Raw genomic sequence first — 26410 nt, forward strand, 5'->3', positions numbered from 1 at the left:
TGACGTAAGGCGGTCGGGTGCGAGCGCGCTCAGTGGCAGTGCTCGGCCTCTGCCTCGACCAGCACGTTGCGCTGTTCGTCGCGCAACCAGCCTTGCGGGGTGAAACCCAGCGAGCGGGCCTGGAACAGGTAGCGCTGGCCGGGCTGGAAGTCGTCGTAGCGGATCACCAGGGTGCAGCGAATGGTGTGGGTTTCGCCGAACAGGCCGAAGTCGCCCCCTGTCACTTCGAATTCGTAGCGCGCTTCGAGTTCATGGGCGCCCGGCGGGACCTGGAAATAGCGGCCGTCGGGGGTGCGTTTGCCGTCCAGCTGGTCGGACATGAAGATATCGCTGGGCTGCGCGGTCATGTCGACCCAGGCCATGTTCGGGTCGGGTTGCGGCAATGGCCCGGCGCAGCCGGCCAGGGCGAGAAGGGCGGGCAGGGCGAGGGGGAGTGCGCGACGCATGGCTGGATCCTCGGCGAATGGCGGGGTGAGACGCGCTGCACCTCACCGATGCTGCCGAGGGTGCGCCAGATGACGGCGTATTTCAACGCGGACTCAGCGGCCGGCGAGGTCGCCGCAGCCCTTTTCCTCGGCGCGGGCCAGCACGTACTGGTGCTGGTCGTAGAGCTTGGCCCAGGGACGGAAGCCATAGCCGCCGGCCACCAGGCGATAGCGCGCGCCGGCGGTGAACTTGTCGTATTCCAGGGTCAGCTTGCAGTCGCGAGGCAGCGGGTTGCTGCCGGGGCCGACGTTGGCGCCATTGACCTCGAAGCGGTAGCGCATCTCCAGCTTGCGGCTGCCGGGCGGTACCTGGAAATAGCGATCGTCCTCCAGCGTCTTGCCGTCCACGGCGACCGCCTGCAGCTGGGTCTCGCCGTTCGGGTTGAGCTCGACCCAGGCCTGCTCAGGATCGGGCTTGGGCATCCACATGGAGCAGCCGGCCAGGCTGGCGAGCAGGGTGACGAGAAGGAAACCGCGCATGTACAAGGCTCCAGCCGGTGATCAGTGGCCGGCAAGGGTTCGATTGAGGACGTCATGGGCTGCCGCAGGTTGCAATCGGCAGCACGGCCTTTGTAGGGTGCGCTACGCGCGCCGGCGCCAGCCCGACAACTGAGCGGTACACCCGATGCCCAAGCCCAACGCCGCCTCCATCGACAGCCGCAGCCTGCGCTGGGTTCCCCTGCTGCTTGCCGTCTGTCTGAATGGTTGCAGTTATTACGGCCAGCTCGCCGCCGGCCAGCTGGAGTTGCTGCGCCAGCGCGAACCCATCGAGGCGCTGATCGTCGATGAATCGCGCGATGCGGCGTTGCGCCAACGACTGGGCGAGGTGTTGCAGGCGCGTCGCTTCGCCAGCCAGGCGCTGGAGTTGCCAGACAACGACAGCTATCGGCTCTACGCCGAACTCGGTCGGCCTTATGTGGTGTGGAACCTGTTCGCCACCGAGGAGTTCTCGGTCAAGCCGCTGGAGCACTGCTTTCCCATCGCCGGCTGCGTGGCCTATCGCGGCTACTTCCGCCAGGGTGCCGCCCGCGGCGAGGCGGCGCGGCTGCGGCTGAGCGGGCTGGATACCCATGTGGCGGGTGTCGAGGCCTATTCCACGCTGGGCTGGTTCGCCGATCCGCTGCTCAGCTCCATGCTACGGCGCAACGACGAGCAGCTGGCGGCGCTGATCTTCCACGAACTGGCTCATCAGCAGCTGTATCTGCCCGGCGACACCGCCTTCAACGAGTCCTACGCCACCTTTGTCGAGCGCGAGGGCCTGCGCCAGTGGCGTGCCCATCGCGACCTGCCGCAGCGGGATGAACAGGCGCGGGTGCGTTATCGGCAACTGGTTGAGCTGCTACTCGATACCCGCCGGCGGCTGGACCAGCTGTATGCCTCGGGTCGCTCGACAACCGAGTTGCGCGCGCTGAAGCAGGCCGAGTTCGCAACGCTGCGTCAGCGCTATCGACATCTGCGCGACAGCCAGTGGAACGGCGATAGGCGCTTCGATCGCTGGTTCGCCCAGCCACTGAACAACGCCACGCTGTTGCCGTTCGGCCTGTATGACCGCTGGGTACCGGCCTTTGCTGCTCTGTTCGAGCGGTGCGAGCGGGACTGGGCGCGCTTTCACCAGGCGGTTGCGGAGCTAACGGAACTGCCTGCCGACGAGCGGGAAGCCAGGCTTTCGAAACTGACTGACTGAACAAGCGAAACGGCGCGGCCTGTTGCCGTGGGCGTTACACGCCGTTATGGCTCTTGCGTCGAAAATCTCCGATCTGCCGTTCATCGGCTGCGATAACTCTGTCCGCTGAACGGTGCGAATCCTTTCTCCAGCTCTCCGGTCCTCTTTACTAGGTCGCCGATTCATACGGCGGCGATCCACCTATGCCTGATATCCACGCATAACAACGGAGGCTCCATGGAGACCATTTCCGGAATTTTCGACAACAAAGGCACGCCACTGGAGAAGCAGAAATTCACATGGAAGGAAATGGCCGGCAAGCCGATCAGCAAGCTCGATGACGATGCCTTTACCCGTGTCCGCATCATCCTCATGAACGGGGTCGAGACCGACGCCCTGCGCCTGAGCCACGGCATCGCCCGCTTCAACAAGGAACTGCGCCTGCCGCTGGCGCAGATCCGGCGTACCGAGCAGCACCAGGCGACCATGATCAACTGGCTGATCGGCGCCGACCACTCGCCACTGGAAACCACCGTCGCCTACGAGCAGGTCGCCATCGAGGTGACCGCCGCCGTGGCACAGAACGAGCCCGACCCCTACCAGGCGCAGACCTATCGCTTCGGCTTGCTGGAGGACTTCGACCACCTGTACCGCTACTCGGCGATGCTTGATCGCCTCGAGGGCAAGGATGCCAACAACATCCTGCAGGGCTACACCGACATCGTTCCCGGCCGCAAGACGTCCGAGCACCACCGGCACCCGGAGAACGACATCCGCGACAACTACGAGAAGGACAGCGCCGCGCTGATCACTAAGATCCACGCGGCGCTGATCACCGGCGCGGAATACCAGACCCATGACTACTACATGAACATCGGCCCGCTGTTCGCCGACCCGCTGGCGCGCCAGCTGTATGCCGAGATCGCCTCGGTGGAAGAACAGCACGTGACCCAATACGGCTCGCTCTCCGACCCCAGCGAAAGCCATATCGAGAAGTGGCTGGTGCACGAGGCAATGGAGGTCTACATGTACGCCAGCTGCGCCGAGCAGGAGACCAACCCGCGGATCAAGGCCATGTGGGAGCGCTTCCTCGACTACGAGCTGGGCCACCTCAATGTCGCCTGCGAATGGTTCAAGAAACTCCAGCGCCGCGACCCGGCCGAGATTCTCGCCGGTCCGCTACCGAAGATGGTCGAGTTCAAGAGCCAGCGCGATTTCGTCCGCCAGGTGCTGGCCGCCGAGGTCAACCTGCGCACTGCCGGCCCGGCCTATGTGGACAAGGCCAAGGAGCCGCAGTCCTCGCTCGATTACCGCAACCACCTCGCCTCGGAAGGGCTCGCCTCGGACATCGTCTCGGCGGGTTACCAGTGGGCACCGGGTGGCGAACTGATGCGCAAGGCTTCCTGAGGAGACGAACATGGCTACTGCAGCGAAAGTAGGTACCAATTACACCGGCGTGCAGATGTCCCCGAAGGACAACAAGCGCCTGCTCGATGCCGTCAACGACATCCACCCGGACGTGCCGGGAGATGAGCGCGGCATGCTCGTCGAGCGTGCCGAACGCAACGAAGAGGCCGACCGCATCGGCTCCGTGCCGGTGCCTGGCTCGGCCAAGGGCATGCTCAAGACCAGCTTCGACATGATGAAGGGCAAGAGCCCCGAGGTGTTCATCGACAAGCTCGGCGAGCGCCTGGCCTTCGAACGCAACGGCGTGCGCCTGTACGAGGCGATGATCGCCAAGGCGCGCAATCTGGACTCGGGCAACGACCTGGTGGGCGTGCTGCAGCACATCCGCGACGAAGAGTTCGAGCACATGATGCTGGTGCATGCGGCGATGGAAAAACTCGGCGCCGACCCCACCGCGCAGACGCCCAGCGCGGATGTCGCCGGGGTCATGGCGATGGGCATCATGCAGGTGCTGACCGATCCGCGGACCAACGTCGCGCAGTGCATGAACGCACTGCTGACGGCCGAGCTGGCTGACAACGCCGCCTGGGAACTGCTGATCGAACTGGCGCAGGCGGCCGGTCATCCGAACATCGCCGATAGCTTCGTTCATGCGAAGACTCAGGAAGACGACCATCTGGTGAAGATCAAGACGCTGATGCGGCGGGATCTGATCATGCAGACCAAGTAATAGCGTGCGAGTGGGACGCTTTGGCGCACATCACCGAAAGGGGTGTGCGTCTTTTTTTCTGGGCTCTGGAAAAAGCTGATGCGGCGTTTGGGGAGCGGGCTGGGCTGTGGGTGTTGTGTTTTTTGGACTATTTGCGAGGTGCTTGGGAGGTTGGTTTCGCCCTGCTGGGCGAGTTCCTTTTGGCAGTCGCCCCAAAAGGAACCAAAAAGTCTTGCCCCTGCATCCGGGTCTCGCTGCGCTCGACTTCCCTCGTTCCATCGTCGCTCCGGGGCCGGCGTACAAGGGCCATCCATGGCCCTTTACGCCTCTCGCGGCATCCATGCCGCTCGCTCCCCTGCGCAACGATTCCACTCGGCCTCCTGAAAGGGGCGAATGGCATCGCCTGATAGCGTGTGCACAGGAAACCAAGTAAAGCGGACGATGGTGGCCACGCTCCTGCCTGAGCATGCCGTACAGATGTTCGCGCTCTTGATGCAAGTACGAGGGATGAGCCCGCGCATATGAACGTGGAGCTTTGGAGCCATAAAGTGAACATCTGAACGCCGGGTAAATCGGACCATCTGTTCATCTTGCACAGCCTTCCAGGCGACTCCAAACGCCCCTTCAGGAGGGTGAACGGAGCCGTCGCGCAGAGGGGCGAGCCGCAGGGATGCGGCGAGAGCCGTAAAGGGCCATGGATGGCCCTTGTACGGCGACCCTCGGAGCGGCGGCGTAGTGAACGAACCCGGAGCGAAGCGCAGGGCCGGATGCAGGGGCAAAGCGTTTTTGGTTACTTTTTCGGCGTTTGGAAAAAGTGACTCGCCCAGCAGGGCGAAACCAGGCTTTCAGGCGACTCGCCAATGAGCATGAAGCAAAAATTTCATTCAACGCAGCATGTCGCTGATGAAATGGTGAAAAACCAAAGAAAAAGGGGTGCCGCTTGCGCGAACACCCCTCTCTAACGATCACCGGCCAGCCGGTCAATCGTTCCCGACACTCGCCGCTTGCACAGTACAGCCCCAGACTTCCAGCGCCGGCTGGTCCGCTTGTGGCGGGCCTAGCCATTCGCTCATCGCGTGGCAACGCTGGTCGAAACACAGTTGGTAATCCCCTGCCTCGGGGGTTCGCCCCAGTCGCAGGAGTGGCAACGCAGGCATCTGGCGCTGGTAGTGCCAGGCCCCGTCGCGCAGTTCGGCGTCATCCGGGATTTCCATCCCGGCACCAGAACCCTTGACCCGCGCTTCGCCGAGCAGCAGCCCGTCCGGCGTCACGCGGTAATCCTCTTCCCAGCGGATCTTCTCGATGGTGTGGTTCCACGCCAGGGTGAAGGCGGGGGCGGGCACTTCGGCCCACACCACGCCTGCCAACCCCAGGCACAGACCGATCATGCGGCCGCCAGACGCTCGGCGCGGCGGGCGCGCCAGATGTGCTGAGCGAGGAAGATCGCGCCGAGGGCGAAGCCGATCTCGTCACTCATCGGTGTGGCGAGGATCATTGCCGCACCGGCGACGAAGCCCAGCAGCTTCTCCCACAGTGCCATGGGCCGCTGCAGGTAGCCGGTGAACACCGCGCCCCACAGGCCGATGGCGAAGGCGGCCTTGAACAGCATGTACAGCGTGGCGCCCCAGTCGCCGCCCTGCATCATCAGCGCCGGGTTGTACACCGCCATGAACGGCACGATGAAACCGGCGATGGCGATGCGGATGGCCCACATGCTGATCTTCAGGCCCTTCTCCTTGGCGATCGGCGCGGCGGCGAAGCAGGCCAGCGCCACCGGCGGGGTGAGGTCGGCCATGATGCCGAAGTAGAAGACGAACATGTGCGAGACGATCAGCGGCACGCCAAGGTCGAGCAGCGCGGGTGCGGCGATCGAGCTGGTGATGATGTAGTTGGGAATGGTCGGGATGCCCATGCCCAGCACCAGGCAGGTCAGCATGGTCAGGATCAGCGAAAGGAACAGGTTGTTCTCGCCGACCGCGAGGATGTACCCCGCGAAGGTCGAGGCCACGCCGGTCAGCGAAACGATGCCGATGATCACCCCGACCAGGGCGCAGGCGATACCCACCGGCACTGCATGGCGCGCGCCTTCGACCAGCGCGTGCAGGCAGATGACCAGGGTGTCGCGACCGCCCTTGATGAACCAGCATACGGCCACCAGAGCCGCGATGACGCCGAAGATCACCCCGATGCCGAGCTGGAAGAAACCGGCGCAGAGCAGGCCGAGGGCTATCCAGAAGGCGATGCGCAGGCCGAACGACGACACCTTGAGGATGATTGCCGAACCGAGGATGACGATCGCCGTCAGCGCCAGGCCGATGGTGCCGGCGAACATCGGTGTGCGTCCGGAGAACAGCAGCCAGACCAGCACCAGCAGCGGAATCAGCAGGTACCAGCGTTCCTTCACTGCGGCCCAGGCACTCGGGCACTCGTCCTTCGGCAGGCCTTTGAGGCCGGCGCGCTTGGCTTCCAGATGGACCATCCAGAACACCGAGCCGAAGTACAGCAGGGCCGGAATCAGCGCGGCCTTGGCGATCTCGACGAAGGGTACGTTGATGGTTTCGGCCATGATGAACGCCACTGCGCCCATCACCGGCGGCATGATCTGGCTGCCCATCGACGAGGTGGCTTCTACGCCACCGGCGAACGCCGGGCGATAGCCGAAGCGCTTCATCAGCGGAATGGTGAACTGGCCGGTGGTGACCACGTTGGCCACGCCGGAGCCGGTGATGGTGCCCATCAATGCCGAGGACACCACCGACACCTTGGCCGGGCCGCCGAGCTTGTGGCCGAACAGGCCCATGGCGAAGTCGGTGAACAGCTTGATCATCCCCGCCTGCTCGAGGAACGAGCCGAACAGGATGAACAGGAAGATGTAGGTCGCCGAAACGTAGGTCGGCGTGCCGTACAGGCCTTCGGTGCCGAACGACAGCTGGTTGACGATCTGGTCCAGGTAATAGCCACGGTGGGCGAGATCACCGGGCAGGTATTCGCCGAGCAGGCCGTAGGCGAGGAACAGCCCGCAGATGATCGGCAGGGCGATGCCCATCACCCGGCGAGCGGCCTCGAAGACCAGCACGATCAGCGTCAGGCCGACCACCATGTCGGTGGTGGTCATGTCGCCGGAGCGCTGGATCAGGTCCGCCTCGAAATACCACTGGTAGAAAAAGGTCGCGAAACCGGCCAGGCCAAGCAGCCAGGCCACTGGCTGGAACGGCTTGCCGTTGCCGCGGGCCGGATAGCAGAGGAACACCAGCAGCAACAGGAAACCGACGTGACCGGCACGCAGCACCTGGCTGGACACCGGGTGAAAGGCGGCGGTGACGATCTGATAGATGGAGAACAGCAGGGCGACGTAGAACAGCGCCCTCGGCCATTCGCTGGGGCTGGCGTGCAGCCCTTGGCTTTCGCTCATGGGTATCACTCTCTCACTGCAAGGTGGGGGCCTGTAGAAGCAGGCTTGCCAACGAGGCAACGCGGGCAAGCCTGCTGCTACAAGGATGCGGGCTGGAGCAGGCCGCAGGGCCCGCTCCGCCCGTCTGTCAGCGCTGGGTTACTTGAGAACCCCGGCTTCCTTGTAGAAGCGCTCGGCACCCGGGTGCAGCGGAATCGGCAGGTTCTTGGTGGCGTTTTCCAGCTTGATGTCCTTGGCGGCGGAGTGGGCGTTGCCCAGGGACGACAGGTTGTCGAACATCAGTTTGGTCATCTGGTAGGCCACTTCATCGGAGACCTTCTCGTGGCTGACCAGGATGTTGGTGATGGCCACGGTCGGCACGTCGGCATCCTGACCGTCGTAGGTGCCGGCCGGAATCACGCCGGCCTGGTAGGCGTCGCTCTCGATCTTCTCGACCACGGCGGCCGGAATCTCGACGAAGGTTACCGGCATGGTGCTGGCCAGGTCGCGGATGGCGGCCATGCCCAGGCCCGAGGACTGCAGGGTGGCGTCCAGCTGGCGGTTCTTGATCAGCTCGACCGACTCGGCGTAGGGCAGGAATTCGACGCGGCCCATGTCCTTGTAGTCCAGACCGGCGGCCTTGAAGATCGCGCGGGCGTTCAGCTCGGTGCCGGACTTCGGCGCGCCGACGGAGATGCGCTTGCCCTTGAGGTCTTCCAGGGTCTTGATGCCGGACTCTTCGCTGGCAACGATCTGGATGTAGTTGTTGTAGGTACCGGCGATGGCGCGCAGGCGCTTGAGCGGAGCCTTGAAGCCGGCGTCCTCGACACCGTTCCAGGCGTCGGCAACCGAGTCACCCAGGGAGAAGGCCAGTTCGCCACGGCCGGCCTGCAGCAGGTTGAGGTTTTCCACCGAAGCCTTGGTGGCCTGCACGGAAGTCTTGGCGCCATCGATCTTGTTGTACTGCTGCGACAGGGCCACGCCGATCGGGTAGTACACACCGCTGGTGCCGCCGGTGAGGATGTTGATGAAGGTCGGTGCAGCGACGGCCGCGGTGCTGGCAGTGAAGGCCGCAGCGGCAGCGAGCAGGCCCAGGCGTTTGGTCAGTCTCATGGTGGATCTCCGTTTCGTTTTTATTGGTTGACGCAGCATGTTGACGATAGACGATGCCGCGTTCGGGAACGCGCCAGACGAACAAGCAGAGGGGCGATGACACCGGAGAGGTCCGGAGGATGGATATCGCTGGTAGCTCTTCTTGTCGTTGGAATCGCATCGAGCACATTGCCATTAGCAGAAGCCGTGCCAGGCACGCATAGCCCCTGCTACAAGGGCTGCTGCCTGCATGGACAGGGGCGATAGGCAAAAATCCGCCTATGCAATGGGAGGTCTCGGCAAGAAACCGCTTATCGGGGCGGAAGTGAGCGCGAAACTTGCCCGGCGCGTGGGCTTCGAATGCAGACGAATCGTTCGATGGAGGGCTCGTCATGAGCGCGGAAATCAGCGCCAAGGATCTGGGCATCGACATGAGTGACGGTGAGCACGCGCTGTTCAAGTGGTTTCTCGCCAGCTTTCTGTTCGGCAAGCGCATCCAGCAGGACATCGCCGCCGAGGCGTATCGCGTGATCGTCGACAAGCACAAGCGCGATACGCCGCGAAAACTGGGCAACTGCAGCTGGCAGCAACTGGTGGACATGCTCGGCGAAGGGCACTACGTACGCTACGACGAGTCCACCGCCGAGCGGCTGCTCAAGCTCTGCGAGAAGCTCAACCAGGAATATGGCGGCAAGCTCGGGCGCATCCATGAACTCAGCGAGAACCGCAAGGACCTGGAACGGCGGCTGGCGGAATTCGAGGGGATCGGGCCGAAGACCGTGGAAATCTTCATGCGCGAGGCCGCCAGGGTCTGGTACTGAGCGCGCCGGACGGCGCTTGCGTAGCGCGGCCGAAGGGTTAGAGTGGCGCCATCGCAACGCCGAAGTCCGCCATGCGCATCGTTCTGCTCGTCCTCAGTCTGTTCCTGCCCATCGCCGCCAGCGCCGCACCGGCGCCCTATTACCAATGGCAGAGCAAAGTCGACGGCACCATCATCTGCCGCCAGACCTCACCGGGCGAGGGTTGGCAGAAACTCGACGGTCGCCCGTTCCGTGACCTCAACTGCAGCATGCCGGCCGCGCGGATCGAGCGCCCGAGCAGCGTGCCGGGTTTCCGCCCGCAGCCGGGGCGCTAGCCGCCGTCAGCCCGGAATCCGCTTCATGCTCATGGCCGTAGGGTGGAAAACCGCGCAGCGTTTTCCACGCGTCGGAGGCCTGCCCGACGTTTCGCCAGACCCATGGTGGATAAGCTTCGCGTTATCCACTCTACGCTCCCATCGCCATCGCCATCGCCATCGCCATCGCCATCGGTAGGGTGGAAAACCGCGAAGCGTTTTCCACGCGTTGCGAGCAGGCGGCTCGGTGTTCTCCCGCCTCTGGTCCATGGAAACGCCTATCTGCGAAGCGCTAGAGCGCCATCCCGTCGTATGCCAGGCACACGTTGCCCGGCAGTTCCCGTGACGCCTGCATGAACCAGGCATCCAGCTCGTGGCCGATGTGGGTCAGCACGGCTTGCGCCGGCTGCAGGTCGTCGATGCTCTGCAGCGCGCGGGTCAGGTCGTTGTGGTTGCGCGGTGGCGCGTCGCGCGGCGGTGTCGAACAGTCCAGCACCAGCACATCCAGCACGGTGTCCTGCAGCCGTTCGCGCGTGCTGTCCGGCAGGCCGACGGTGTCGGTGAGGTAGGCGATACGGCGCCCATTGCCTTCCAGCAGATAGCCGAAGGTGGGTTTCGAATGCACCAGCGGCAGCGCGGTGACCCGCAGCGTGCCGAGCATGCGTTCTTCGAAGGCGGCGAACGGCTCGCTGAAATCGAGGATGCCGGGATGCTTGTAGAGGTCGGCGAGGCCGTCGGGATCGTCCGGGCCGTGCACCGGGATGCGCAGTCCCACGCCCCAGCGCAGCTGCAGCAGGCCCTGGGCGTGGTCGGCGTGGTAATGGGTCTGCAGGATGCCGTTGAAGCTGCCGGGGGCGAAGCGCTCGCAGAGATCAGGCAGACCGCTGTCGAGCAGCCAGCGTTGATCGCCACATTCCACCAGCGCTGAGCAGGCACGGCGGCGGCGACGCGGGTCGAGCTGCGCGGCGCGGCAGGCCGGACAGGCGCAGTTGTACACCGGCACCTGTGCGGCGCCACCGGTGCCGAGCAGGGTCAGCCGCATTGGCGGTGCTCGTCGAGCAGCTGCAGCAGGCGTTCGACGCTGCTCTGCAGCGAAGCGGAATTGTCCACGCGGACGTAGTCGTCCAGTTCACCGCTGAACAGTGCATTGCGCGCCAGGCGCGCCTCGATCTGCTCGGGCGTCTCCCGGCCGCGGGTCAGCAGGCGCTCGCGCAGCACGTCCTGCTCGACGGTCAGCAATACCGCCAGCAGGTCCGGGTAGCGCTGCCGCGCCTCGGGCAGATAGCCGCGCGAGCCGTTGACCAGCACATCCTCGCCAGCCGCCAGCCAGGCGTCGATTTCGGCGGGAATGCCGTAGGCCAGCCCGTTCGCGCGCCAGGCGAGGGCGAACGCCCGCTCGGCCTCCAGGCGCTCGAACTGTTCGATGCTCACCGAGTGTGCGGCTTCGCCGATGGCTTCGGTCGAGCGGGTGATGACCCGCCGAGCGATGCGCACGCCACGCTCGGCTAGCGGCGCGCGGGCAGCGTCGAGCAGGCTGTCCTTGCCAGCGCCGGACGGGCCGATCAGGTAGATCAGGCGGCCTTGCATCAGATCACCTCCAGAGACGGGAGAACGCGGGGCGTGGACCGGCATGGTAGCGGCAAGCCGCCCCGCAGGGGACATCATGGTGCGGGCGCGAATGCATCAGAACACGCGCCGGCCCTGGCGCCAGACCTGGCCGATCACCGGCTGGCCCTTGTGCACCTGCGCCTGGACCAGGTCGGCGCGCAGCCCGACGGCGATCTCGCCGCGATCATCCAGTCCGGCCGCGCGTGCCGGCGCCAGGCTGATGGTGGCAATGGCGCGCGGCAGGTCGTAGCCGTTGTCCTGTTCGGCCAGGCCCAGCGCCGCCTGCAGCAGACTGGCCGGGTAGTAGTCGCTGGAGAGGATGTCCAGCACGCCGCGCCGGGCCAGGTCGGCAGCGGCGATATTGCCCGAGTGCGAGCCGCCACGGACGATGTTCGGCGCGCCCATCAGCACCTTCAGCCCACGTGCGTGGCTGGCCTCGGCGGCCTCGAAGGTGGTCGGGAATTCGGCGATGGCCATGCCGTAATCCGCCGACTCGCTAACGTGCTCCAGGGTCGCATCGTCGTGGCTGGCCAGCGCCAGGTCGCGGCTGCGGCAGATGTCGACGATGGCGGCGCGCTGCTGGTCGCTGTGCCGCGCCGAGTTGGCCAGCTGCTCGCTGACGAAATGATCCATCTCCGCGGGGCTCAGGTGGTACTTGCCCATGTAGTACTCGCGGTACTTCTCCATGCGCGCGAACTGGCGCTGGCCCGGCGCGTGGTCCATCACCGAGACCAGCTGCACCAGCGGCTGCTCGACCAGCTCGCGGAACAGCTCCAGGCATTGCGGATGGCTGACCTCGCAGCGCAGGTGCAGGCGGTGTTCGGCACGGGTCTGTCCGGCCGCCTCGGCCTCGGCGATGGCCTCGAGCATCACCCCGAGCTGCTGCATACGCTTGCCCTTGGGATTGATGTCGCCGATCGACAGCGCATCGAACACCGTGGTGATGCCGGCGGCGACGATCTGCGCGTCATGGGTCAGCACCGCCGAGGCGGACGGCCAGTCGACGCCGGGGCGCGGGCTCATGTGCTTTTCCAGATTGTCGGTGTGCAGTTCCACCAGCCCCGGCAGCAGCAGGTCGCCGCCCAGGTCCTGGGCCTGCGGCAGGCTGCTGGCGCCTGCGCTGATGCCGGCAATCAGGCCGTCGCGGATCAGCAGGCTGCCGTGGATCACCTGATCGGCCAGCACCAGGCGGGCGTTGCTGAGTATCTGTTCAGCTGGCATGGGCCAGGTCCTCCTGCGTCATGTCCAGGTAACGGTCGGCGACTGCCTCGCGGATCGCGCGGTCGTGGAAGATGCCGATCAGCGCGCTGCCGGCGGCCTTGGCCTCATCGATCAGTTCCAGCACCACGCGGGCGTTGGCTTCGTCCAGCGAGGCGGTGGGTTCGTCGAGCAGCATCACCGGCCAGCTCACCATGAAGCCGCGGGCCAGGTTGACGCGCTGCTGCTCGCCGCCGGAAAAGGTGCCGGGGGCCAGCTGCCAGAGGCGCTCGGGAATGTTCAGCCGGGTCAGCAGCGCCTCCGCCCGCGCCTCGGCATCGACACGCGTCCAGCCGCGCGCCAGCGCCGGTTCCATCACCACCTCCAGCGCCGGCACCCGCGGGATCACCCGCAGGAACTGGCTGACATAGCCCAGCGTCTGCCGGCGCACGGCGAGTACCTGGAGTGGCTCGGCACCAACCAGCTCCAGCCAGTCGCCGGCGTGGCGGATACGGATGCTGCCGCCGGCCGGCAGGTAGTTGCCGTACAGCGTGCGCAGCAGGGTCGACTTGCCGGCGCCGGACTGGCCGTGCAGCACCAGGCACTCGCCGGCGGCGACGGTGAAGTTCAGCCCGCGCAGCACCTGCAGGCTCACGCCGTGCTGCTGGTGCAGGGTGAAGGTCTTGGCGAGGTCGCGGACCTCGATCAGGTTCGTCATGACGGATTCCTTCATGGCTGCAGCACCGAGGACACCAGCAGCTGCGTATAGGGGTGCTGCGGGTCGTCGAGAATCTGGTCGGTCAGGCCGGACTCCACCACCCGCGAACGGCGCATCACCATCAGCCGGTCAGCCAGGAGGCGTGCCACCGCGAGATCGTGGGTGACGATCACCACCGCCAGGTCCAGCTCGCGCACCAGCCCGCGCAAGAGGTCGAGCAGGCGTGCCTGCACCGACACGTCGAGGCCGCCGGTGGGTTCGTCCATGAACACCAGCTTCGGGCTGGAAACCAGGTTGCGGGCGATCTGCAGGCGCTGCTGCATGCCGCCGGAGAAGGTCCGTGGCAGGTCATCGATGCGCGCCGGGTCGATCTCCACCTGTTGCAGCCAGTCCAGCCCGGCGGCGCGCAGCTGGCCGTAATGGCGCACGCCCTGGGCCATCAGCCGCTCGCCGATGTTGGCGCCGGCGGAAACCCCCATGCGCAGGCCGTCGCGCGGGTTCTGCTCGACGAAGCCCCACTCGGTGCGCAGCAGCGTGCGCCGCTCGGCCTCGCTGGCGGCGTAGAGATCGAGCCAGTCGCCGGCGCCGTCGCGGTACTGCACGCTGCCGCGATCCGGCGGGCAGCGGCCGCAGAGCAGTGAGAGCAGGGTGGACTTGCCCGAGCCCGACTCGCCGACGATGCCCAGCACTTCGCCGGGGTAGAGCTCGAAGGACACACCCTGGCAGCCCTTGTCCGGGCCGTACAGGCGGGTCAGGTCGCGCACCGCGAACAGTGGCTCGGTGCCGACGCCCGCGGCGGGCAGCAGTTGTTCGGCGGCGCTCATGGGCGGCTCTCCTGTTGCTGGGCGCGCTGCGCGCAATAGTCGGTATCCGAGCAGACGAACTGCTTGCTGCCGGCGTCGTCGACGATCAGCTCGTCGAGGTAGGAATCGCCGCTGCCACAGATGGCGCAGCACTGCTCCCACTGCTGGATCTGGAAGGGGTGATCCTCGAAATCCAGGCTGACCACGCGGGTATACGGCGGCACGGCGTAGAGGCGCTTCTCGCGGCCGGCGCCGAACAGCATCAGCGCCGGGCTCAGGTCCAGCTTGGGGTTGTCGAATTTGGGAATGGGCGAGGGGTCCATCACGTAGCGCCCGTCCACCGTCACCGGGTAGGCGTAGCTGGTGGCGATGTGGCCGAAGGTGGCGATGTCCTCGTAGAGCTTCACGTGCATCACGCCGTAGTCGCCCAGCGCGTGCATGGTGCGCGTCTCGGTTTCCGACGGCTCGATGAAGCGCAGCGGCTCGGGGATCGGCACCTGGTAGACCATGATCTGCCCGGCGGCGAGCGGGGTTTCCGGGATGCGGTGGCGGGTCTGGATCACCGTCGCCGCGGGGGTGCGTTCGGTGGTGGCGACCCCGGCGGTGCGGGCGAAGAAGCGGCGGATCGACACCGCGTTGGTGGTGTCGTCGGCGCCCTGGTCGATCACCTTGAGCACGTCGTCGGCGCCGAGAATGGCCGCGGTCAGCTGCATGCCGCCGGTGCCCCAGCCGTAGGGCAGCGGCATCTCGCGGCCGCCGAAGGGCACCTGATAGCCGGGAATGGCGACCGCCTTGAGCAGTGCGCGGCGAATCATGCGCTTGGTCTGCTCGTCGAGGTAGGCGAAGTTGTAGCCCGCCTCGCGGGCGGGAATGGCCTGTGCATTCATGCGCGTTTCTCCTTTGCCGGCGTCTCGGCGGCTACCTCGGCCGGTTCGGTCTGCGGCTGGCGCAGCTTGCGGATCAGCTCCAGCTCGGATTGGAAGTCGACGTAGTGCGGCAGCTTCAGGTGCGAGACGAAACCGGCGGCCTCGACGTTGTCGCAGTGCATCAGGACGAATTCCTCCTGCTGCGCCGGGCCCTGCACTTCCTCGCCGTACTCGCCGGCACGCAGCGCGCGGTCGACCAGCGCCATGCCCATCGCCTTGCGCTCGGCATAGCCGAAGGCCAGGCCGTAGCCGCGGGTGAACTGCGCCTGCTCGGCGCTCTCGCCGACGAACTGGTTGACCATCTCGCACTCGGTCAGCTCGATCTCGCCGAGGCAGACCGGGAAGCCCAGCTCCTGCGGCTCGATCCACACCTCGGCGGTGCCGATGCGAATCTCGCCGGCGAACGGGTGGTTGCGGCCGTAGCCGCGCTGGGTCGAATAGCCCAGCGCCAGCAGGAAGCCCTCGTCGCCGCGGGCCAGCGCCTGCAGGCGTTCGGCGCGGCTCGTCGGCAGCTCCAGCGGCTCGCGGGTGAGGTCCGGCACCGGCTCACCGCGGTCGATTTCCGGGGTCATCAGGCCTTCCTCGCCAAGCAGGCCGAGTACCCGCGGGCAGTTGCTCAGCGTGGTGTTTTCATCCACCTGCGGGCCGGGGCGTTCGCCTTCGGCGAGCAGGGCGAAATCCAGCAGGCGGTGGGTGTAGTCGAAGGTCGGGCCGAGCAGCTGGCCGCCGGGCACGTCCTTGAAGGTCGCCGAGATGCGCCGGCTGAGCTGCATGGCAGCGGTGTCCAGCGGCAGGCTTTCGGCGAAGCGCGGCAGCGTGGTGCGGTAGGCGCGCAGGAGGAAGATCGCCTCGACCAGATCGCCGGCGGCCTGCTTGATCGCCAGCGCGGCGAGTTCCTCGTCATACAGCGAGCCTTCGCTCATCACTCGCGCCACGGCGAGCGGCAGCTGCTGGCGAATCTGTTCGACGCCGAGTTCGGCGATGCCGGTATCGCCACGGCGCTTCTTCGCCAGCAGCGCGTGGGCGTTGTCGATGGCCTGTTCGCCACCCTTGACCGCGACGTACATCAGGCCACCTCCTGCAGCGAATCGCCGATGCGCGTGCTACGCGGCAGGCCGAGCACTTCGCCTTCAGCGCAGAACAGGGCATCGAGCCCACGCGGGAAGTCATTGCGTGCGGCGCGCTGCTGCCAGAACGCCGGTTTCAGCGGCAGGCCGACCAGGCGGCTGCCGTCGATGCCTGGGCCCTGCCAGCTCAGCGCCGGGCCGCGGTCGAGCCGGTCGAGCTGGATCAGCAGCGTGCAGGACTGGTCCGGGTAGCGCTCGCTGCCGTTGTAGAAGCCGGAGAGGTCGTCCAGCGCGGCGGCGTCGAGCAGGGCGAACATGGCCTCCTCACGCGCCTCGACGATCGGGCAGCCGCAGTGGAAGGCCAGGTTGGCGCGAATCGCCGGGGTGTCGAAGGCCGGCGCCAGCCACAGTGGTGTGTCGTTATCCAGCAGGCTCAGGCACAGCGCGTAGCTGGCGGCCTGCAGATGGTCGATGGCGGCGACGTTGACCAGCGGCTGGCACGTGCCCGGCTCGGCCAAGGACTTGAGCGCGGCGCGAAAGCTCTTCTGTGCATCCAGCACCGGGTCGGAGAAGGCGGCCTGCAACAGGTCGGATGGGGCGCGATTCATCAGTCTTCTCCTCGCAGCAGCGTGAAGAACTCCACGCGGGTAGTAGCGGTTTCGGCAGCCTTTTGCGCGGCGCGTCGGGCCTGCGCGGCGGCCAGCGGTTCGATCAGTTCATTGACCCAGCGGCTCTGTTGCGGGCCTTGCAGATGGGCATCGGCGAGCGCGGCGAGCTCGGCCTGGCGCTTGTCGCGGCCGGCGCGGTAGCTGTAGCCGGTGCTGCCATCGGCCAGGCGCACCACGCAGCGGGTGACGCTCATCTCGCCGAGGTTGAACGGCGCGCCGGTGCCGCCCATGCGGCCGCGCACCAGGGTCATGCCGATTTCCGCGGGGCGGATCAGCTGGTAGGCGCAGTCGCGCAGGTCACTCTCGAAAGGCGCCAGGTCGGCGGCGCTGGCGCGGGCCAGCACGGCCATCCAGCGCTGGCGCGGGGATTGTTCGCGGGTGTGCATGGGGTTCTCCATCAGGTGGCGACCTGGTACTGGAAGCGGTCGGAACGGCTGGCCGAGAGGGCGATCTCCACCGGTCGCCCGCTGGCATCGCAGGACAGGGTGAACACCGACAGCAGCGGCATGCGCAGGGGCATCAGCAGCTGTGCGGCCTCGTCGCGATCGGCCAGGCGTGCGCCGATCAGGCTGAAACGGCGCGTCAGCGGCAGGTCGCGTTCGCCGAGGTAGCGGCGCAGCGAGCCGCCCTGGTAGTCGGCGAGCCGTTCGGCGTGGCTGGCGCAGTAGCGGTGGCGGATCAGGCTGACCGGCTCGCCGTCGAGCAGGCGCAGGGTGCTCAGCTCGATAAGCGCGGCGCCTTCGGCCAGTTGCAGGTGGCGCGCTTCCTCGGCGCTGGCGCTGAGCTGGCGACGTGCGAGCAGGCGCGCCTCGGTACGCAAGCCGAGGGCGGCCAGCGATTCGCTGTAGGCGCTGTCGGCCTGCAGCGGATACACCAGCGGGCGCTGCAGCACCTGGGTGCCCTTGCCCTGGCGGCGCAGCAGGCGGCCTTCCTGTACCAGCTCGTCGACGGCACGGCGCAGGGTGTGGCGGTTGACCGCGAAGCGCCGCGCCAGCTGCATCTCGCCGGGGAGGAAGTCGCCGATGCGGTAGTGGCGCAGCTCGCCGCGCAGCACCTGGGCCAGTTCGAGGTAGAGCGGTTCGCTGGGTTGTCTAGACAACTGCATGGTTTTTTCGAAGGCCGCGCAGGCCCTCACTCCGTCAGATGAAGAGCTTGCGCAGGCGCTGGGAGAGCAGGTCGATCAGGCTCACCACGGCGATGATGATCAGCAGCAGGGCGGCGGTCTGGGCGAACTGGAAACCGCGGATGGCTTCCCAGAGGATCACGCCGATGCCGCCGGCGCCGACCATGCCGACCACCGTGGCCGAGCGCACGTTGGATTCGAAGCGGTACAGCGAGTAGGAAATCCACAGCGGCAGCACCTGCGGAATCACTCCGAAGATGACTTCCTGCAGCGCACTGGCGCCGGTGGCACGCACGCCTTCCACCGGGCCCGGCTCGATGGCTTCCACCGCTTCGGCGAACAGCTTGGCGAGGACGCCGGTGGTGCTGATCCACAGCGCCAGCACGCCGGCGAAGGGGCCGAGGCCGACGGCGACGACGAAGAGCATGGCGAAGACCATCTCGTTGATCGACCGGCAGGCATCCATCAGTCGGCGCACCGGCTGGTAGACCCACCAGGGCACGATGTTCTCGGAGCTGAGAATGCCCAGCGGAATGGCGCAGACGATCGCCAGCAGGGTGCCCCAGAGGGCGATGTGCACCGTGGTGACCATCTCCTTGAGGTACAGCTGCCAGTTGCTGAAGTCCGGCGGGAAGAAGTCGGCGGCAAAGGTCGCCATGTTGGCGCTGTCGCGAATCAGCAGCAGCGGATTCATCTCCGCGCCTTGCCAGGACCAGGCCAGCACGGCTAGGCACAGGCCCCAGCCGAGCAGGCGCAACCAGCTGCGCTTGTCGTTGCCCGCCAGTGGCGGGGTGGTGCTCAGAGTGGTCATGTTCGGTTCTCACAAACGACACGGACGGGGGCGTGGCGCCAGCGCGCCACGCCCGGCGTTGCTCAGCTGGCCTTGGCGGCGGCGTTCTTCTGCTCGCGCTCGGCCATGCGCTGCTCCAGCTTGGCCAGCTCGTCGTCGATGCCCTGCAGCTGCGCCTGGCGGTCGCTGTCGGAGAGCTTGCTGTCGGCGGCGACTTCGCTGCGCTTCTTGAACAGTTCCAGCTGGCGGATCGGCAGCAGCTGGTCGTTGTCGGAGGCGCGGAACGGTGCCCACTGCAGCGCGGCGAGAATTTCCTTCTCGGCCGGCTTGGCGCCGTAGCTCATGAAGAACTCGCGCAGCCTGTTCTTCTGCTCGTCGCTCAGGTTCTTGCGCCAGACCAGCGGGTCGGCCGGGATCAGCGGCGAGGTCCAGACGATCTTCAGTTGCGCGGCCTTGTCCGGCGCGGTGATCTCCAGGCGCTCCATGCCTTCGCTGTTGAAGGTGCCGACATCGACCTGCTTGTTCGCCACTGACAGCGCGTTCACTTCGTGGCTGCCGTTGAGGCTGCGCTTGAAGGCCTGGCTGGCGTCGACCTTGTTCTTGGCGAACACGTAGTAGCCGGGCACCAGGTAGCCGGAGGTGGAGTTCGGGTCGCCGTTGGCGAAGGTCAGGCTCTTGGCGTTCTTCAGCACGTCCTCGACCGAGTTCAGGGCGCTGTCCTTGTGCACGATCAGATGGCTGTAGTAGCCCGGGCTGCCGTTCGCGGCGACGGTCTGGGCGAAGATTTCGCCGCCGGCGCGATCCACCGCCTCCATCGCCGACTTGTTGCCGTACCAGGCCAGATCGACCTTGTCGAAGCGCATGCCCTGGATGACCCCGGCGTAGTCGGGGGCGAAGAAGGCCTTCACCTCGTAGCCGGTCTGCTTGCTCATGTCGGCGAGGAAGGGGTCCCAGACGCTGCGCAGGTTCTGCGAGGACTCGGTGGAAATGATGCCGAAGGTGATGGTCTCGGCGGCCTGCGCGGTGCCGAACATCGCACCGGCGAGCAGCGTGGAGGCGGCGAGGGCGCGGCTGAAGCGTTTCAACATGGAGGTCACTCCTGAGGTGTGGCGTTGGTTGTCGGGTTGACCTGCGGCTCAGCTGTTGACCAGCTGCAGCTGACGCGGCTCGGCGCTGTGGGCGCGATCGGAGAACAGCAGGCTGGCGTCCAGATCGGCGCCGTAGAGATCGTTGAGCAGGTGGTCGCTGAGTGCCGCCGAGGGGCCGTCGTAATGAATGCGCCCGCCCTTGAGCGCCACGGCGCGGGAGCAGTAGCGCAGGGCGTAGTCGACCTGATGCAGGGTTACCACCACGGTCTTGCCGTCCTGGCGGTTGATGTCGGCGAGGATTTCCATGACCTTGCGCGCCGACTCCGGGTCGAGCGAGGCGATGGGTTCGTCGGCGAGAATCACCTCGGCCTGCTGGGTCAGCGCACGGGCGATCGCCACCCGCTGCTGCTGGCCGCCGGAGAGCGTCGAGGCGCGCTGCGCGGCGCGCTCGGCCAGGCCGACGCGCTCCAGTGCGGCCATGGCCTGGCGCTTCTGCTCGTCGCTGAACATGCCCAGCGATCCGCGCCAGCGCGGCATGCGACCGAGAAAGCCGAGCAGGACGTTGTCCAGCACGCTGAGGCGGTTGACCAGGTTGAACTGCTGGAAGATGTAGCCGATGTCGGCGCGCAGGCGGCGCACCTCGCCGTGCAGACGGCCGGTTGCCTGAACCTCGCGGCCAAGCACCTCGATGCGTCCACCGGCGGAGCGGTCGCAGCAGGCCAGGCCGGCCAGATGGCGCAACAGCGTGGACTTGCCGGAACCGGACGCGCCGATCAGCGCCACCATCTCGCCCGGCTGTATCGCCAGGCCCAGGTCGAACAGCGCCTGCTTGCCGGCGAAGGTCTTGTTCAGTCGCTCGACTCGAATAGCCGCATTCATGTCTTGCCCTCTCGTCTGCGCGGCCGGGGAGGTCGGCCAACTTGTCTAGACGAGAAGGTAGTCAGGCTCTGTTGCAGTCCCGCTAAGCGTCCGTGAACCTGCGATGACCATTCGGTGAAGCTTCGACGGTCAGCGTAGCGGCCAGTCGGCGCACGCAAGGCTTTGCCTTCGCGGCGCGCGCCCCTAAGCTGGTCAGCGAGCTGCCGCGTCGCCTACACGACGGTCGGGCCTGTCAGAAAAGAGGAAGAGCATGAAACAGAAGATCGTATTCATCACCGGCGCCACCTCCGGCTTCGGCCGCGCCACTGCCCGCCGCTTCGCCGAGGCCGGCTGGGCGCTGGTCCTCACCGGGCGACGCAGCGAGCGCCTGGAAGCGCTGCAGAGCGAGCTGTCGGCGAAGGTGCCGGTGCACATCGCCACCCTCGACGTGCGCCATGCCGGCGCGGTGAAGGAGGTGGTCGAGCAGCTGCCCAGCGAGTTCAGCCAGATCGATTGCCTGGTCAACAACGCCGGCCTGGCGCTGGCGCCGCAGCCGGCGCAGCAGGTCGACCTCGCTGACTGGCACACCATGATCGACACCAACATCACCGGCCTGGTCAACGTCACCCACGCGCTGCTGCCGACGCTGATCGCCACCGGCAAGGGCGCCAGCATCGTCAACATCGGCTCGGTGGCCGGCCACTGGCCGTATCCGGGCGGCCACGTCTACGGTGCGACCAAGGCCTTCGTCGAGCAGTTCGGCTACAACCTGCGCTGCGACCTGCTCGGCACCGGCGTGCGCGTCACCGACATCGCGCCGGGAATGGCCGAGACCGAGTTCACTCTGGTCCGCACCAAGGGTGATCAGGACGCCAGCGACCGGCTGTACCGCGGTACCACGCCGCTGACCGCCGAGGACATCGCCGAGCAGATCTTCTACGTCGCCACCCTGCCGGATCACATCAACATCAACCGCCTGGAAGTGATGCCGACACGCCAGGCCTGGTCGCCGTTCAATATCGATCGCGACAAGTAATCGGCTCCAGGAGGCGTGGCGTGCAACGCGCCGCGCCTGCTGCATCCCCGGCAAACCGGCCGTCCAGACATATCGTTAACCCAAACGTAACGATTGCGTCCGCTGCTTGATTGATGACCCTTCGGTCACGTCCCTACTGTGCGCTCCACAAGCGGAAAAACTGTGGAGTCGCCATGACAACAACAATCTCCCCACCGCCGCAGTGGTCGCGTCGTCGCGCTGAAAAAGCCCGGCGTCTCGATCAGGTGCGCAGCCTCGCCGATGGCGTGGTGCTGCCCAGCGAGCGGATCGTCGAGGCCCTGGAACTGCTGATCGCCCCCGGTGATCGCGTGGTCCTCGAGGGCAATAACCAGAAGCAGGCGGACTTCCTCTCCCGCTCCCTGGCCAAGGCCGATCCCGGCAAGCTGCATGACCTGCACATGATCATGCCGAGCGTCAGCCGCGCCGAGCACCTGGATCTGTTCGAACGGCAGATCGCGCGCAAGCTCGACTTTTCCTTCGCCGGCCCGCAGAGCCTGCGCATCAGCCAGCTGCTCGAGGACGGCCTGCTGGAAGTCGGCGCCATCCACACCTACATCGAACTCTACTCGCGCCTCTTGGTGGACCTGATCCCCAACGTCGCGCTGGTGGCCGGCTTCCAGGCCGATCGCCACGGCAACATCTACACCGGCCCCAGCACCGAAGACACCCCGGCGCTGGTCGAGCCGACCGCCTTCAGCGACGGCATCGTCATCGTCCAGGTCAACGAGATCGTCGACGAACTGCCGCGCGTGGACATCCCGGCGAGCTGGGTCGATTTCGTCGTGGTGGCGGACAAGCCCTTCTACATCGAGCCGCTGTTCACCCGCGACCCGCGCCATATCAAGCCGGTGCACGTGCTGATGGCGATGATGGCGATCCGCGGCATCTACGAAAAACACAACGTGCAGTCGCTCAACCACGGCATCGGTTTCAACACCGCGGCCATCGAGCTGATCCTGCCGACCTACGGCGAATCCCTCGGCCTGAAAGGCAAGATCTGCCGCAACTGGACGCTCAACCCGCACCCGACGCTGATCCCGGCGATCGAGACTGGCTGGGTCGAGAGCGTGCATTGCTTCGGCACCGAGCTGGGCATGGAGAACTACATCGCCCAGCGCCCGGACGTGTTCTTCACCGGGCGCGACGGCTCCATGCGCTCCAATCGCATGATGTGCCAGCTGGCCGGGCAATACGCCGTGGACCTGTTCATCGGCGCCACCCTGCAGGTTGATGGCGACGGCCATTCCTCCACCGTCACCCGTGGGCGTCTGGCCGGTTTCGGCGGCGCGCCGAACATGGGCCACGACCCACGCGGTCGCCGCCATCCGACCCCGGCCTGGCTGGACATGGCCATGCCCGGCGGCGAGGCCCCGGTGACCATGCTCGAGCGCGGCAAGAAGCTCGTGGTGCAGATGGTCGAGACCTTCCAGGAAGGCGGCAAACCCACCTTCGTCAAGCAGCTCGACGCGGTGGAGGTGGCGAAGAAGAGCGGCATGCCGCTGGCGCCGATCATGATCTACGGCGACGACGTCACCCACCTGCTCACCGAGGAAGGCATCGCCTACCTGTACAAGGCCCGCTCGCTGGAGGAACGCCAGGCGATGATCGCCGCGGTGGCCGGCGTCACCAGCATCGGCCTGCGGCACAACCCGAAGGACACCGAGCGCATGCGCCGCGAAGGGCTGATCGCCCTGCCGGAAGACCTCGGCATCCGCCGCAACGACGCCACCCGCGAACTGCTCGCTGCTAAGAGCATCGCCGAGCTGGTGGAGTGGTCCGGCGGCCTCTACAACCCGCCTGCCAAGTTCAGGAGCTGGTGATGAGCGCACTCATTGCACGACAGGCGCCGACCGCGGCCGAGCGCCTGGCCGATCTGGCGGTGCAGGCGCTGGTCGATGAGGCCGACCTGTCGCCCAAGCCGGGGCTGGTCGACCGACGCGGCAGTGGCGCGCACAGCGATCTGCACCTGGGGCTGATGCACGCCTCGGCGCAGTCGCTGTGGCCGGCGTTCGCCGCCATGGCCGATGCCGCGCGGTGCGAAGGTCGGGTCAGCCAGGCGCTGCGTGAAACCCTCGGCCAGCTGGGCCGCGACGGCGAAGCGGAGATGCTGCGCGTCACCGCCGGGGTCAACACCCATCGCGGCGCGATCTGGGCGCTGGGGCTGCTCAGCGCGGCGGCCATGCTGGAAAGCGGCGCTTCGGCCGGCGGGATCGCCGCCAGCGCGGCCGCCCTGGCGCGGCTGGACGACCCGGCCGCGCCGCACAACCCGGACAGTCACGGCGCGCGGGTCTGCCGTCGCTACGGCGTGCTCGGCGCCCGCGAACAGGCGCAGCACGGCTTTCCCGCGGTCATCGAGCACGGCTTGCCGCAGCTGCTGGCCAGTCGCCGCGCCGGCGCCGGCGAGCAGAACGCCAGGCTCGATGCACTGCTGGCGATCATGAGCAGCCTGACCGACACCTGCGTGCTGCATCGCGCCGGTCTTGAAGGGCTGACCCGCATGCAGGCTGGTGCCCGCGCCGTGCTCGAAGCCGGTGGTGCCGCGACCCTCGCCGGTCGTCGCCAGCTGCGCCTGCTCGATCGCGACATGCTCGCCCTCAACGCCTCGCCGGGGGGCGCCGCCGACCTCCTGGCCTCCACCCTTTTCCTCGACCGTCTGGCGCCGCATGCGCCGGCGCCGACTGGGAGCAACTGAACATGGAAACCCTGTCTTTCGAATTCGCCGCCGGGCAACCCGCCCGCGGCAAGGCCCTGGTCGGCGTGGTCGGCTCGGGCGATCTGGAAGTGCTGCTGGAACCCGGTCAGGCCGGCAAGCTGGCGATCCAAGTGGTCACCTCGGTCAACGGCGCCGAGCAGCGCTGGCAGCAACTGTTCGAGCGGATGTTCCGCGAGCAGAACCTGCCAGCACTGAACATCGATATTCACGATTTTGGGGCCACACCCGGCGTAGTGCGTCTGCGCCTGGAGCAGGGACTGGAGGAGGTCGGCCATGACTGATGTGTCCGCTAACACCGTGGCCCGTTTACTCGCGTCGCGCAGCTTCGTCGAACTCGGTGCCCGCCAGCGTGCCCGCGCACTGCTGGACGAAGGCAGCTTCCGCGAACTGCTCGACCCGTTCGATCGCGTCAGCTCGCCCTGGCTGCCCAAGCAGGGCATCGTCACCCAGGCCGACGACGGCGTGGTGGTGGCCAAAGGCACCATAGACGGCCAGCCGGCGGTGATCGCCGCCATCGAAGGCGCCTTCCAGGGCGGCAGCATGGGCGAGGTCGGCGGCGCGAAGATTGCCGGTGCGCTGGAACTGGCTGCCGAAGACAACCGCAAGGGCATCCCGACCCGCGCCGTGCTCCTGCTGGAAACCGGTGGCGTGCGTCTGCAGGAAGCCAACCTGGGCCTGGCCGCCATCGCCGAGATCCAGGCGGCCATCGTCGAGCTGCGCGACTACCAGCCGGTGATCGGCGTGGTCGCCGGTTCCGTCGGCTGCTTCGGCGGCATGTCCATCGCCGCCGGGCTGTGCAGCTACCTGGTCGTCACCCGTGAGGCCCGCGTCGGTCTCAACGGTCCGCAGGTGATCGAACAGGAAGCCGGGCTCGATGAGTACGACTCGCGTGACCGTCCGTTCATCTGGAGCCTGACCGGCGGCGAGCAGCGCTACGCCTCGGGTCTGGTGGACGCCTATGTCGCCGACGACACCGATGCGATCCGCGCGCAGCTGCACGAGCTGTTCGCACTCGGCAAGCCGGTGCAGCCGCGCAGCCGTCGCCACGCCTGGTTTCTCCAGCGGCTGGCGGACGTCGATACCCGCACGCAGCTCGATGCTGCCGCCGTGCGAGCCCTCTACGAAGGAGATGCCCAATGAGCCGTGGACTGAACTGGTTGCAAGCCCTGGCCGGCGGTCAGGTACTGGCAGGTTATCCGGCCTCGGTAAAGGTGGTCGATGGCACGCTCGGTGAGCGCGCCGCCCGCTATATCGCCGTGGTGCCGGATGCCGAGAATCCCTTCTCGCGCGCGCGCAACGGCGAGGTCGGCCTGCTCGATGGCTGGGCGCTGGGCCAGGCGCTGGACGAGGTGATCGCCGCCGATCGCGACAAGGCGGACAAGCGTGTGGTGGTTGCGGTGGTCGACGTGCCGAGCCAGGCCTATGGCCGCCGCGAGGAGGCGCTGGGCATTCACCAGGCGCTAGCCGGTGCCGTGGACGGCTATGCCCGTGCGCGGCTGGCCGGGCATCCGGTGATCGCGTTGCTGGTGGGCAAGGCCATGTCCGGCGCCTTTCTCGCCCACGGTTATCAGGCCCAGCGGATCATCGCCCTGCGCGATCCGGGCGTGATGGTGCATGCCATGGGCAAGGCCGCCGCGGCGCGCATCACCCTGCGCAGCGTCGAGGAGCTGGAAGCGCTGGCCGAATCGGTGCCGCCGATGGCCTACGACATCGACAACTACGCGACCCTCGGCCTGCTCTGGGAAACCCTCTCGGTGGACAGCATCGAGCAGCCCTCGGCGGACGACCTGCAGCGGGTGCGCGACTGCCTGGACAAGGCCGTGGCGGACATCGGCAGCAGCAGCGACCTGCGCGGCCGACTCGGTGCGCCGAACCGCGAGGCGTCGTCGCGGGTGCGCGAGCTGTTGCGCGCGCAGTGGTAGCGAACACCTGA

Annotated in this window: 29 protein-coding genes; 11 read left to right on the top strand and 18 right to left on the bottom strand. The window is 66.8% G+C overall.

Annotated elements, in window-relative coordinates:
- Window positions 1–29: 29 nt before the first annotated feature.
- Together IEG05_RS03555 and IEG05_RS03560 are read right to left on the bottom strand one after the other, a co-directional pair.
- The gene (locus tag IEG05_RS03555) at window positions 30–446 is read right to left on the bottom strand and encodes a PA0061/PA0062 family lipoprotein (protein WP_023446384.1); all 417 of its coding nucleotides are present in this window, start codon (window positions 444–446) and stop codon (window positions 30–32) included.
- A gap of 93 nt (window positions 447–539) precedes the next feature.
- Window positions 540–965 (bottom strand): PA0061/PA0062 family lipoprotein, encoded by a 426-nt coding sequence (locus IEG05_RS03560; RefSeq protein ID WP_019405990.1) that lies wholly within the window; start codon window positions 963–965, stop codon window positions 540–542.
- 145 nt (window positions 966–1110) lie between these two features.
- On the opposite strand from IEG05_RS03560, the gene IEG05_RS03565 reads away from it, so the two are divergent.
- From IEG05_RS03565 to IEG05_RS03575, 3 genes are all read left to right on the top strand, one after another.
- Window positions 1111–2169 carry an aminopeptidase gene (locus IEG05_RS03565; protein ID WP_046617383.1) on the top strand — a complete coding sequence of 353 codons (1059 nt, stop codon included), beginning with the start codon at window positions 1111–1113 and terminating at the stop codon, window positions 2167–2169.
- Between the two features lie 216 nt (window positions 2170–2385).
- Window positions 2386–3555 carry a hypothetical protein gene (locus IEG05_RS03570; RefSeq protein WP_046617384.1) on the top strand — a complete coding sequence of 390 codons (1170 nt, stop codon included), beginning with the start codon at window positions 2386–2388 and terminating at the stop codon, window positions 3553–3555.
- Between the two features lie 10 nt (window positions 3556–3565).
- Window positions 3566–4285 (top strand): ferritin-like domain-containing protein, encoded by a 720-nt coding sequence (locus IEG05_RS03575; protein WP_042925848.1) that lies wholly within the window; start codon window positions 3566–3568, stop codon window positions 4283–4285.
- 959 nt (window positions 4286–5244) lie between these two features.
- Here IEG05_RS03575 and IEG05_RS03580 read toward each other — a convergent pair.
- The 3 genes from IEG05_RS03580 to IEG05_RS03590 form a co-directional block, all read right to left on the bottom strand.
- Window positions 5245–5652 (bottom strand): DUF1850 domain-containing protein, encoded by a 408-nt coding sequence (locus IEG05_RS03580; protein WP_044313714.1) that lies wholly within the window; start codon window positions 5650–5652, stop codon window positions 5245–5247.
- A complete protein-coding gene (locus tag IEG05_RS03585) occupies window positions 5649–7676 on the bottom strand; it encodes a TRAP transporter permease (protein ID WP_046617385.1) in 2028 nt (675 codons plus the stop codon). The genes IEG05_RS03580 and IEG05_RS03585 overlap by 4 nt, the downstream gene beginning before the upstream one ends.
- A gap of 138 nt (window positions 7677–7814) precedes the next feature.
- Window positions 7815–8768, bottom strand: coding sequence for a TAXI family TRAP transporter solute-binding subunit (locus IEG05_RS03590; protein WP_014818565.1), 954 nt, complete (start codon window positions 8766–8768; stop codon window positions 7815–7817).
- A gap of 371 nt (window positions 8769–9139) precedes the next feature.
- Here IEG05_RS03590 and IEG05_RS03595 point away from each other — a divergent pair, with 371 nt between their 5' ends.
- The gene (locus tag IEG05_RS03595; protein ID WP_017244205.1) at window positions 9140–9568 is read left to right on the top strand and encodes a DNA methylase; all 429 of its coding nucleotides are present in this window, start codon (window positions 9140–9142) and stop codon (window positions 9566–9568) included.
- Between the two features lie 71 nt (window positions 9569–9639).
- Entirely contained in the window at window positions 9640–9882 is a 243-nt protein-coding gene (locus IEG05_RS03600) for a hypothetical protein (protein ID WP_046617387.1), read from the top strand.
- Between the two features lie 271 nt (window positions 9883–10153).
- Here the strand turns inward: IEG05_RS03600 and phnP are convergent, their stop codons facing one another.
- From phnP to phnC, 13 genes are all read right to left on the bottom strand, one after another.
- Window positions 10154–10903 (bottom strand): phosphonate metabolism protein PhnP, encoded by a 750-nt coding sequence (phnP, locus tag IEG05_RS03605; protein WP_046617388.1) that lies wholly within the window; start codon window positions 10901–10903, stop codon window positions 10154–10156.
- Window positions 10894–11448: a phosphonate metabolism protein/1,5-bisphosphokinase (PRPP-forming) PhnN gene (phnN, locus tag IEG05_RS03610; protein ID WP_046617389.1), complete on the bottom strand. Its 555-nt coding sequence runs from the start codon at window positions 11446–11448 to the stop codon at window positions 10894–10896. The genes phnP and phnN overlap by 10 nt, the downstream gene beginning before the upstream one ends.
- Window positions 11449–11544: 96 nt before the next feature.
- Entirely contained in the window at window positions 11545–12690 is a 1146-nt protein-coding gene (locus IEG05_RS03615) for an alpha-D-ribose 1-methylphosphonate 5-triphosphate diphosphatase (RefSeq protein ID WP_046617390.1), read from the bottom strand.
- Window positions 12680–13384, bottom strand: coding sequence for a phosphonate C-P lyase system protein PhnL (gene phnL / locus IEG05_RS03620; protein WP_046617391.1), 705 nt, complete (start codon window positions 13382–13384; stop codon window positions 12680–12682). Before phnL ends, IEG05_RS03615 begins: the two co-directional genes overlap by 11 nt.
- An 11-nt stretch (window positions 13385–13395) precedes the next feature.
- Window positions 13396–14208 (bottom strand): phosphonate C-P lyase system protein PhnK, encoded by an 813-nt coding sequence (gene phnK / locus IEG05_RS03625; RefSeq protein WP_046617392.1) that lies wholly within the window; start codon window positions 14206–14208, stop codon window positions 13396–13398.
- A complete protein-coding gene (locus tag IEG05_RS03630; protein WP_046617393.1) occupies window positions 14205–15074 on the bottom strand; it encodes an alpha-D-ribose 1-methylphosphonate 5-phosphate C-P-lyase PhnJ in 870 nt (289 codons plus the stop codon). The genes phnK and IEG05_RS03630 overlap by 4 nt, the downstream gene beginning before the upstream one ends.
- A complete protein-coding gene (locus tag IEG05_RS03635) occupies window positions 15071–16180 on the bottom strand; it encodes a carbon-phosphorus lyase complex subunit (protein WP_046617394.1) in 1110 nt (369 codons plus the stop codon). The genes IEG05_RS03630 and IEG05_RS03635 overlap by 4 nt, the downstream gene beginning before the upstream one ends.
- Window positions 16180–16788 carry a phosphonate C-P lyase system protein PhnH gene (gene phnH / locus IEG05_RS03640; RefSeq protein WP_046617395.1) on the bottom strand — a complete coding sequence of 203 codons (609 nt, stop codon included), beginning with the start codon at window positions 16786–16788 and terminating at the stop codon, window positions 16180–16182. Before phnH ends, IEG05_RS03635 begins: the two co-directional genes overlap by 1 nt.
- Window positions 16788–17234, bottom strand: a complete 447-nt coding sequence (gene phnG, locus IEG05_RS03645; RefSeq protein WP_046617396.1) for a phosphonate C-P lyase system protein PhnG — start codon at window positions 17232–17234, stop codon at window positions 16788–16790. The genes phnH and phnG overlap by 1 nt, the downstream gene beginning before the upstream one ends.
- Window positions 17235–17245: 11 nt before the next feature.
- On the bottom strand, window positions 17246–17953 hold the full coding sequence (gene phnF, locus IEG05_RS03650; RefSeq protein ID WP_046617397.1) for a phosphonate metabolism transcriptional regulator PhnF: 708 nt from the start codon (window positions 17951–17953) through the stop codon (window positions 17246–17248).
- A gap of 34 nt (window positions 17954–17987) precedes the next feature.
- Window positions 17988–18782, bottom strand: coding sequence for a phosphonate ABC transporter, permease protein PhnE (phnE, locus tag IEG05_RS03655; protein ID WP_046617398.1), 795 nt, complete (start codon window positions 18780–18782; stop codon window positions 17988–17990).
- 62 nt (window positions 18783–18844) lie between these two features.
- Window positions 18845–19849 (bottom strand): phosphonate ABC transporter substrate-binding protein, encoded by a 1005-nt coding sequence (phnD, locus tag IEG05_RS03660; protein WP_046617399.1) that lies wholly within the window; start codon window positions 19847–19849, stop codon window positions 18845–18847.
- Between the two features lie 48 nt (window positions 19850–19897).
- Entirely contained in the window at window positions 19898–20728 is an 831-nt protein-coding gene (gene phnC / locus IEG05_RS03665; protein ID WP_191121666.1) for a phosphonate ABC transporter ATP-binding protein, read from the bottom strand.
- Window positions 20729–20978: 250 nt separating this feature from the next.
- Between phnC and IEG05_RS03670 the strand changes: the two genes are divergently transcribed.
- The 6 genes from IEG05_RS03670 to mdcE all read left to right on the top strand — a co-directional run bounded on the left by IEG05_RS03670 (window position 20979) and on the right by mdcE (window position 26399).
- Window positions 20979–21743 carry an SDR family oxidoreductase gene (locus IEG05_RS03670; protein ID WP_046617401.1) on the top strand — a complete coding sequence of 255 codons (765 nt, stop codon included), beginning with the start codon at window positions 20979–20981 and terminating at the stop codon, window positions 21741–21743.
- A 173-nt stretch (window positions 21744–21916) separates the two neighbouring features.
- A complete protein-coding gene (gene mdcA, locus IEG05_RS03675) occupies window positions 21917–23584 on the top strand; it encodes a malonate decarboxylase subunit alpha (RefSeq protein WP_046617402.1) in 1668 nt (555 codons plus the stop codon).
- Window positions 23584–24456, top strand: a complete 873-nt coding sequence (locus tag IEG05_RS03680; RefSeq protein ID WP_046617403.1) for a triphosphoribosyl-dephospho-CoA synthase — start codon at window positions 23584–23586, stop codon at window positions 24454–24456. Before mdcA ends, IEG05_RS03680 begins: the two co-directional genes overlap by 1 nt.
- Before the next feature lie 2 nt (window positions 24457–24458).
- On the top strand, window positions 24459–24758 hold the full coding sequence (locus IEG05_RS03685; protein WP_014818584.1) for a malonate decarboxylase subunit delta: 300 nt from the start codon (window positions 24459–24461) through the stop codon (window positions 24756–24758).
- On the top strand, window positions 24751–25617 hold the full coding sequence (locus tag IEG05_RS03690; RefSeq protein ID WP_046617404.1) for a biotin-independent malonate decarboxylase subunit beta: 867 nt from the start codon (window positions 24751–24753) through the stop codon (window positions 25615–25617). The genes IEG05_RS03685 and IEG05_RS03690 overlap by 8 nt, the downstream gene beginning before the upstream one ends.
- Window positions 25614–26399 (top strand): biotin-independent malonate decarboxylase subunit gamma, encoded by a 786-nt coding sequence (gene mdcE, locus IEG05_RS03695; protein WP_191121667.1) that lies wholly within the window; start codon window positions 25614–25616, stop codon window positions 26397–26399. The genes IEG05_RS03690 and mdcE overlap by 4 nt, the downstream gene beginning before the upstream one ends.
- Window positions 26400–26410 lie beyond the last annotated feature (11 nt).

This window comes from Stutzerimonas kunmingensis, assembly GCF_014764705.1.
Lineage (GTDB): Bacteria > Pseudomonadota > Gammaproteobacteria > Pseudomonadales > Pseudomonadaceae > Stutzerimonas.

Excerpts from the sequence above, each read along its gene's own strand:
- IEG05_RS03555 (WP_023446384.1), bottom strand. The coding sequence starts at position 446 with ATGCGTCGCGCACTCCCCCTCGCCCTGCCCGCCCTTCTCGCCCTGGCC.
- IEG05_RS03560 (WP_019405990.1), bottom strand. The coding sequence starts at position 965 with ATGCGCGGTTTCCTTCTCGTCACCCTGCTCGCCAGCCTGGCCGGCTGC.
- IEG05_RS03565 (WP_046617383.1), top strand. The coding sequence starts at position 1,111 with ATGCCCAAGCCCAACGCCGCCTCCATCGACAGCCGCAGCCTGCGCTGG.
- IEG05_RS03570 (WP_046617384.1), top strand. The coding sequence starts at position 2,386 with ATGGAGACCATTTCCGGAATTTTCGACAACAAAGGCACGCCACTGGAG.
- IEG05_RS03575 (WP_042925848.1), top strand. The coding sequence starts at position 3,566 with ATGGCTACTGCAGCGAAAGTAGGTACCAATTACACCGGCGTGCAGATG.
- IEG05_RS03580 (WP_044313714.1), bottom strand. The coding sequence starts at position 5,652 with ATGATCGGTCTGTGCCTGGGGTTGGCAGGCGTGGTGTGGGCCGAAGTG.
- IEG05_RS03585 (WP_046617385.1), bottom strand. The coding sequence starts at position 7,676 with ATGAGCGAAAGCCAAGGGCTGCACGCCAGCCCCAGCGAATGGCCGAGG.
- IEG05_RS03590 (WP_014818565.1), bottom strand. The coding sequence starts at position 8,768 with ATGAGACTGACCAAACGCCTGGGCCTGCTCGCTGCCGCTGCGGCCTTC.
- IEG05_RS03595 (WP_017244205.1), top strand. The coding sequence starts at position 9,140 with ATGAGCGCGGAAATCAGCGCCAAGGATCTGGGCATCGACATGAGTGAC.
- IEG05_RS03600 (WP_046617387.1), top strand. The coding sequence starts at position 9,640 with ATGCGCATCGTTCTGCTCGTCCTCAGTCTGTTCCTGCCCATCGCCGCC.
- phnP (WP_046617388.1), bottom strand. The coding sequence starts at position 10,903 with ATGCGGCTGACCCTGCTCGGCACCGGTGGCGCCGCACAGGTGCCGGTG.
- phnN (WP_046617389.1), bottom strand. The coding sequence starts at position 11,448 with ATGCAAGGCCGCCTGATCTACCTGATCGGCCCGTCCGGCGCTGGCAAG.
- IEG05_RS03615 (WP_046617390.1), bottom strand. The coding sequence starts at position 12,690 with ATGCCAGCTGAACAGATACTCAGCAACGCCCGCCTGGTGCTGGCCGAT.
- phnL (WP_046617391.1), bottom strand. The coding sequence starts at position 13,384 with ATGACGAACCTGATCGAGGTCCGCGACCTCGCCAAGACCTTCACCCTG.
- phnK (WP_046617392.1), bottom strand. The coding sequence starts at position 14,208 with ATGAGCGCCGCCGAACAACTGCTGCCCGCCGCGGGCGTCGGCACCGAG.
- IEG05_RS03630 (WP_046617393.1), bottom strand. The coding sequence starts at position 15,074 with ATGAATGCACAGGCCATTCCCGCCCGCGAGGCGGGCTACAACTTCGCC.
- IEG05_RS03635 (WP_046617394.1), bottom strand. The coding sequence starts at position 16,180 with ATGTACGTCGCGGTCAAGGGTGGCGAACAGGCCATCGACAACGCCCAC.
- phnH (WP_046617395.1), bottom strand. The coding sequence starts at position 16,788 with ATGAATCGCGCCCCATCCGACCTGTTGCAGGCCGCCTTCTCCGACCCG.
- phnG (WP_046617396.1), bottom strand. The coding sequence starts at position 17,234 with ATGCACACCCGCGAACAATCCCCGCGCCAGCGCTGGATGGCCGTGCTG.
- phnF (WP_046617397.1), bottom strand. The coding sequence starts at position 17,953 with ATGCAGTTGTCTAGACAACCCAGCGAACCGCTCTACCTCGAACTGGCC.
- phnE (WP_046617398.1), bottom strand. The coding sequence starts at position 18,782 with ATGACCACTCTGAGCACCACCCCGCCACTGGCGGGCAACGACAAGCGC.
- phnD (WP_046617399.1), bottom strand. The coding sequence starts at position 19,849 with ATGTTGAAACGCTTCAGCCGCGCCCTCGCCGCCTCCACGCTGCTCGCC.
- phnC (WP_191121666.1), bottom strand. The coding sequence starts at position 20,728 with ATGAATGCGGCTATTCGAGTCGAGCGACTGAACAAGACCTTCGCCGGC.
- IEG05_RS03670 (WP_046617401.1), top strand. The coding sequence starts at position 20,979 with ATGAAACAGAAGATCGTATTCATCACCGGCGCCACCTCCGGCTTCGGC.
- mdcA (WP_046617402.1), top strand. The coding sequence starts at position 21,917 with ATGACAACAACAATCTCCCCACCGCCGCAGTGGTCGCGTCGTCGCGCT.
- IEG05_RS03680 (WP_046617403.1), top strand. The coding sequence starts at position 23,584 with ATGAGCGCACTCATTGCACGACAGGCGCCGACCGCGGCCGAGCGCCTG.
- IEG05_RS03685 (WP_014818584.1), top strand. The coding sequence starts at position 24,459 with ATGGAAACCCTGTCTTTCGAATTCGCCGCCGGGCAACCCGCCCGCGGC.
- IEG05_RS03690 (WP_046617404.1), top strand. The coding sequence starts at position 24,751 with ATGACTGATGTGTCCGCTAACACCGTGGCCCGTTTACTCGCGTCGCGC.
- mdcE (WP_191121667.1), top strand. The coding sequence starts at position 25,614 with ATGAGCCGTGGACTGAACTGGTTGCAAGCCCTGGCCGGCGGTCAGGTA.